We start from the raw sequence: 261 nt of genomic DNA, 5'->3' as shown, positions 1-261 counted from the left end.
TCATGTTCACCTCCGGCAGCACCGGCCGCCCCAAGGGCGTCTGCGTGCCTCACCGCGGCATCTCCCGGCTGGTGCTCGGCAGCTCCTTCATGCGCTTCGGGCCCGACGAAGTCTGGCTCCATGCCGCACCCGTTGCCTTCGACGCCTCCACCCTCGAAATCTGGGGCGCACTCCTCCACGGCTCGAAGCTCGTCCTCGCTCCTCCCCACTCCCTCTCCCTGGAGGAGCTCGCCTCCCTCCTCCGTCACCACCGCGTGACGT

At 69.0% G+C, this 261-nt stretch carries 1 protein-coding gene; it reads left to right on the top strand.

All coding sequences use genetic code 11. The features are described 5' to 3' along the window. Positions 1 to 261 (top strand): AMP-binding protein (locus U8525_RS34620; RefSeq protein WP_374270996.1); only part of this gene is annotated, 261 nt, incomplete at both ends.

It is taken from the genome of Corallococcus sp. RDP092CA, from assembly GCF_041903675.1.
Taxonomy (GTDB): domain Bacteria; phylum Myxococcota; class Myxococcia; order Myxococcales; family Myxococcaceae; genus Corallococcus.
Note: the sequence above shows the minus strand (reverse complement) of the source record. Positions and strands in the feature narration are given on the sequence as shown.